The organism is Megasphaera massiliensis (genome assembly GCF_000455225.1).
Classification (GTDB): Bacteria; Bacillota; Negativicutes; order Veillonellales; family Megasphaeraceae; genus Megasphaera; species Megasphaera massiliensis.
In genome coordinates, this window is sequence record NZ_HF954558.1 from 182368 (window position 1) to 186516 (window position 4149).

5 protein-coding genes are annotated in these 4149 nt (G+C 48.5%); 2 read left to right on the forward strand and 3 right to left on the reverse strand.

The features are described from left to right. Nucleotides 1–90: 90 nt before the first annotated feature. On the forward strand, nt 91–930 hold the full coding sequence (locus TX77_RS11520) for a pyridoxamine kinase (RefSeq protein ID WP_044505221.1): 840 nt from the start codon (nt 91–93) through the stop codon (nt 928–930). Nucleotides 931–1029: 99 nt separating this feature from the next. Further along, entirely contained in the window at nt 1030–1590 is a 561-nt protein-coding gene (locus TX77_RS11525; RefSeq protein WP_044505222.1) for a biotin transporter BioY, read from the forward strand. A gap of 35 nt (nt 1591–1625) precedes the next feature. Here TX77_RS11525 and TX77_RS11530 read toward each other — a convergent pair whose 3' ends face one another. The 3 genes from TX77_RS11530 to TX77_RS11540 form a co-directional block, all read right to left on the reverse strand. Beyond that, nucleotides 1626–2597, reverse strand: coding sequence for an alpha/beta hydrolase (locus tag TX77_RS11530; RefSeq protein WP_049917370.1), 972 nt, complete (start codon nt 2595–2597; stop codon nt 1626–1628). A gap of 200 nt (nt 2598–2797) precedes the next feature. Continuing rightward, the gene (locus tag TX77_RS11535; RefSeq protein WP_044505223.1) at nt 2798–3355 is read right to left on the reverse strand and encodes an NAD(P)H-dependent oxidoreductase; all 558 of its coding nucleotides are present in this window, start codon (nt 3353–3355) and stop codon (nt 2798–2800) included. A 49-nt stretch (nt 3356–3404) separates the two neighbouring features. Next, complete coding sequence (locus tag TX77_RS11540) at nt 3405–3884, reverse strand: flavodoxin (RefSeq protein WP_044505224.1); 480 nt, start codon at nt 3882–3884, stop codon at nt 3405–3407. Nucleotides 3885–4149: the final 265 nt, after the last annotated feature.

A 4149-nucleotide genomic window follows, 5' to 3' on the forward strand; every position in this document is an offset into this window, starting at 1 on the left:
AGAGGACAGAATCCCTTTTATCTGTCTTATTTACACCTTGCAGTATATAGGTTAAAATTATAGTACAGTTTACTTAGAGGAGGTCTTTCTATGACAACCAAACGCGTCCTTGCGATTCACGATTTATGTTCTTTTGGCCGCTGCTCACTTACGGCGGCAATTCCGGTCATCTCCGCCATGGGATTTCAGGTCTGCCCTTTTCCAACGGCTATTTTCAGCAATAATCTGACCTACGGCGATTTCACATTTTCCGATTTTACGCCCCATATGACGGAGTTTATGGATAAATGGCAAAAATTAGGCTATGAATACGACGCCATTTACAGCGGATTTTTAGCCGACGCCGGTCAAATCGAAGTCGTTTCCGATGCCATTTCCCGCTTTGCCAAAGATGACAGTCTCATCGTCGTTGACCCGGCCATGGGTGACAACGGCAATCTCTACCCGGTCTTCACACCGGCTATCGTTCCGGAAATGCGAAAACTCATTGCCAAGGCCACGGTAATTACACCGAATTATACGGAAGCCTGTTTATTAGCCGGGGTTCCCTACAGTGAAGACCTTCCGAAGACGACGGAAATGCTTGAGTTGTGCAAAACGCTCTCCGATATGGGCCCCAAAAAGATTGTCATCACCAGTGTCGCCAGCGACTTAGATACCACCAAAATCGTCAGTTACGATACGACGACGGCCTCCTTTGACGAATATCCGGTCCACCGCCTTCCCTTCAGCACCTGTGGAACGGGTGACCTCTTTACCAGTGTCCTTACCGGCGCTCTGCTCCAAGGGACGATGCTCCATGCCGCCATCAAAAGGGCTGCTGACTTCCTGAGCTATGCCATCGAATATACCCATAAAGCCGGAAGCGATCCCCGTGAAGGCGTCCAAGTCGAACCCTGCTTAGGGAAATTACTGAAAGACGAATTGTAAACCATGATTTTAATTCAATAAGTTGACCTTAAAGGCACTGTTTGCTATAATACACTTTGTGTAACGAGTCCTGTATTTATAGTAAGGAGTGCTTTTATCATGTCCGAGTCACGAGAAAAGACGATGCGCCTGACACACATCGCCTTGTTGATTGCAATGAACTGTATCTCTGCTTATCTGATTATCCCCCTGCCCTTTTCTCAGTCGCCCCTGGCCCTGCAGACGCTGATCGTCAACTTAGTGGCCTTCCTCTTACCGCCAAAAGACGCTGCCATCACCATGCTGGCCTATATCGGCATCGGCCTCATCGGCGTCCCCGTATTCACCGGCGGCACCTCCGGTCCGGGTAAGATGTTCGGACCCACCGGCGGATATATCTGGGCTTATGTCGTCGCCGTCTACCTCATGTCGATGTTAAAAGGGAAAACATATAACTTCAAGCGCTATTCCCTCGTCGCCATCATCATCGGAATTCCCGTCATCTATCTTGGCGGCGTCCTGCAGCTCCACGGCGTCACTGAAATGCCTTGGAGTGCTGTCATCACCAGTGGCGTCCTGCCCTTTATCCCCTTAGACATCGTAAAAAGCATCTTAGCAGCCGCCCTGGCAAGGCCCTTGCTCGATATTACGGCCATAAAAAATGCAGTGCCAAAAAATTAGGCAAAAAGCCCATCGCGAGATGGGCTTTTGTCGTATTAGAAATGGCTTTTAGCAAAAGTTCCGATTTCCTGCAGGGACGCAACGGAAGCATCGAGATCCGGTAGGCAGAGGGCAAAGTCATGGGGCATATCAGGATAGACGGTCATCGTCACTTCAACGCCGTCGTCGACGGCTTTTTCCATAAACTTCTGATTTTCCGTCAGGAATATTTCATGACCGCCGGTCTGAATCAGCATCGGCGGCAGCCCTTTCAAATCGGCATGAATCAGCGATAACCTCGGGTCAGAGAGGGACAATGTCCCGGCATAAGACGGCTCTTTGACAGCCTTATTGAGCGGCGTCCCACGGCCTAAAATCTTATCCTTACGGTCATTATAGGTCCGCGAAGCCGCAGCCGTACTGAAATCCGTCCATGGTGACTGTAGGACTAACAGTCGGGGCAAGGCATTTTGATGGTCCCGCAAATAAAGCACAAGGGCAACGGCCAGATTTCCGCCGGCCGAATCGCCGACTAACACGATATTTTCAGCCTTAATGCCGCTGTCAAGGAGATAGTTATAAGCCGCAATGGCATCGTCAAGGGCAGCCGGATAGATGTAGTTCGGCGCTAACCTATAATTAACACAATAAGCCTCTTTAGCATCCATCAAGGCCGCCTGCTTCAGGGCCATGAGTCGATGACCGTCACTCATGCCGAGGACATAACCGCCGCCGTGGAGTTGTAAGAGCACCTTATCGGAATCAGAATTCGTATTCGTATACTTCTCGACGACGATACCACTGACGGTCACATCCTGTCGCTGCCAGCCATCAGGCAAAACGAAAGGCTTCTGATTGCGGCCGGTAAAGAGGTCGCCTGCGGTCTTTTCAATATATTGCTGCTGAGCCTGTCGATCCAAGATCAGGCCATGTTGCGGCAGGTAAAGCCCCTCGGCTGAAGCAGTCAAATTCATGGCAATCAGGCAGACACCGATCGCTGAAATCTTCAGTACCTTCTTATGCAACATAACAACACACCCTCCCTCCGTGATGAAAAAACGATTCACATATGTTCTTATTTTACCATTGAACGGCCGCTCTAAGTCAAGGCGGAAAGCGGAGAACCAAAGTATGTTTCCACAAAAAAAGAAGTACCGCACCGCTATGGGCGACACTTCTTTTCCTCTTTTTAGAAAAACAGAGCAGCAACGAGGGCTGTCGTCAAAAATTACGCTGTAATTTCTTGAATACGGCCGATGAGTTTTTCTGCATACTCCCGAGCAGCCTGTTTCTGAGCCTCAACAGCCATTTCATCATCGCGAGTGGTATAGCCGACACCATGGACGTAGAGAGCACCCTGGTAATCAAGACCGCAAAGGTTCGCCGTTGCCGGAAATATTTCAAGCATCTTTTGGATATCGCCAATGGCGCCTTCGCCGCCGGTATAGGCTTCTGCCGGGGCCCCTGTCGTAAAGGATACGAGCAGCTTTTTCCCACCGAGTTTCGCCTTAGAGCCATGGGAAAAGCCATGAAGGAAGACTTCGTCGAGCCACTTCTTCATGAGCCAGGGCAGAGAATACCACCAGAAGGGAAACTGCCACACGATGAGGTCGGCGGCCAGTAAGGACTTCTGTTCCGCTTCTACATCGATATTCGCTGTCGGGTAGAGCTGATTCAGCTTGCGGATTTCAGCATCCGGAAGGGCCTTTTCAAGCTCGTCCAGAATCACCTTATTAGCAACGGACGTCGAGAGATCGGAATGGCCGGAAATAATCAAAGTTTTCATTCTTGTCTTCTCCTTTCATCGGGGAATAAACGCAAGAATACATTCTATGTTACTGACTGTTTTTTACAGCCCATTCTTTCAGCTCATCGACAGATACATTGTTCGGAAAGCGTTTTCCCACAGCGACAGAGGCCCCCGCTGCCAAGGCCTGCATGTTCTTACCGGAATCTCCAATGGGGCTCATGCCGGACGTAGCAAAAGGAACGACCTTTTTACCACTAAAATCATAGCTTTCCATAAAGGTGTCGATAATGGATGGTTCCCGATACCACCAGACAGGAAAGCCAACAAAGACAACGTCATATTGACTCATATTTACGACCTTTTCGGCAATAGCCGGACGGCTGCCGGGATCCTTAGATTCTATGGAACTGCGGCTTTCTGAATTCTGCCAGTTAAGGTCCGCTGAAGTATAGGGCACTTCCGGTTTTATTTCAAAAATATCGGCACCGATGGCTTGAGACAGCTTTTCGGCAACCTTTGCCGTCACACCGCTGGCGCTAAAATAGGCGACTAATGCTTTATTCATGATAGATTCCTCCTCTATTATATCGAATAGGATACTTGATTGGTCAATGATAGATTTTTCATATCAATCATGGCGATCATATCACCACTAAGACCAGTCTATCATTCATGAGCATTCATGTCTAATACCTATCACAAATTGCCAGAAATATGTATTATGTATTTCTAACGGTAAGTCAAAGGTACCGAAAAATGAGTGCCTCCATTTCAATTTCTAGAAATTTTAGTATCAAAGTAGTATCAAACACATCTGGTGTAACGAAAAA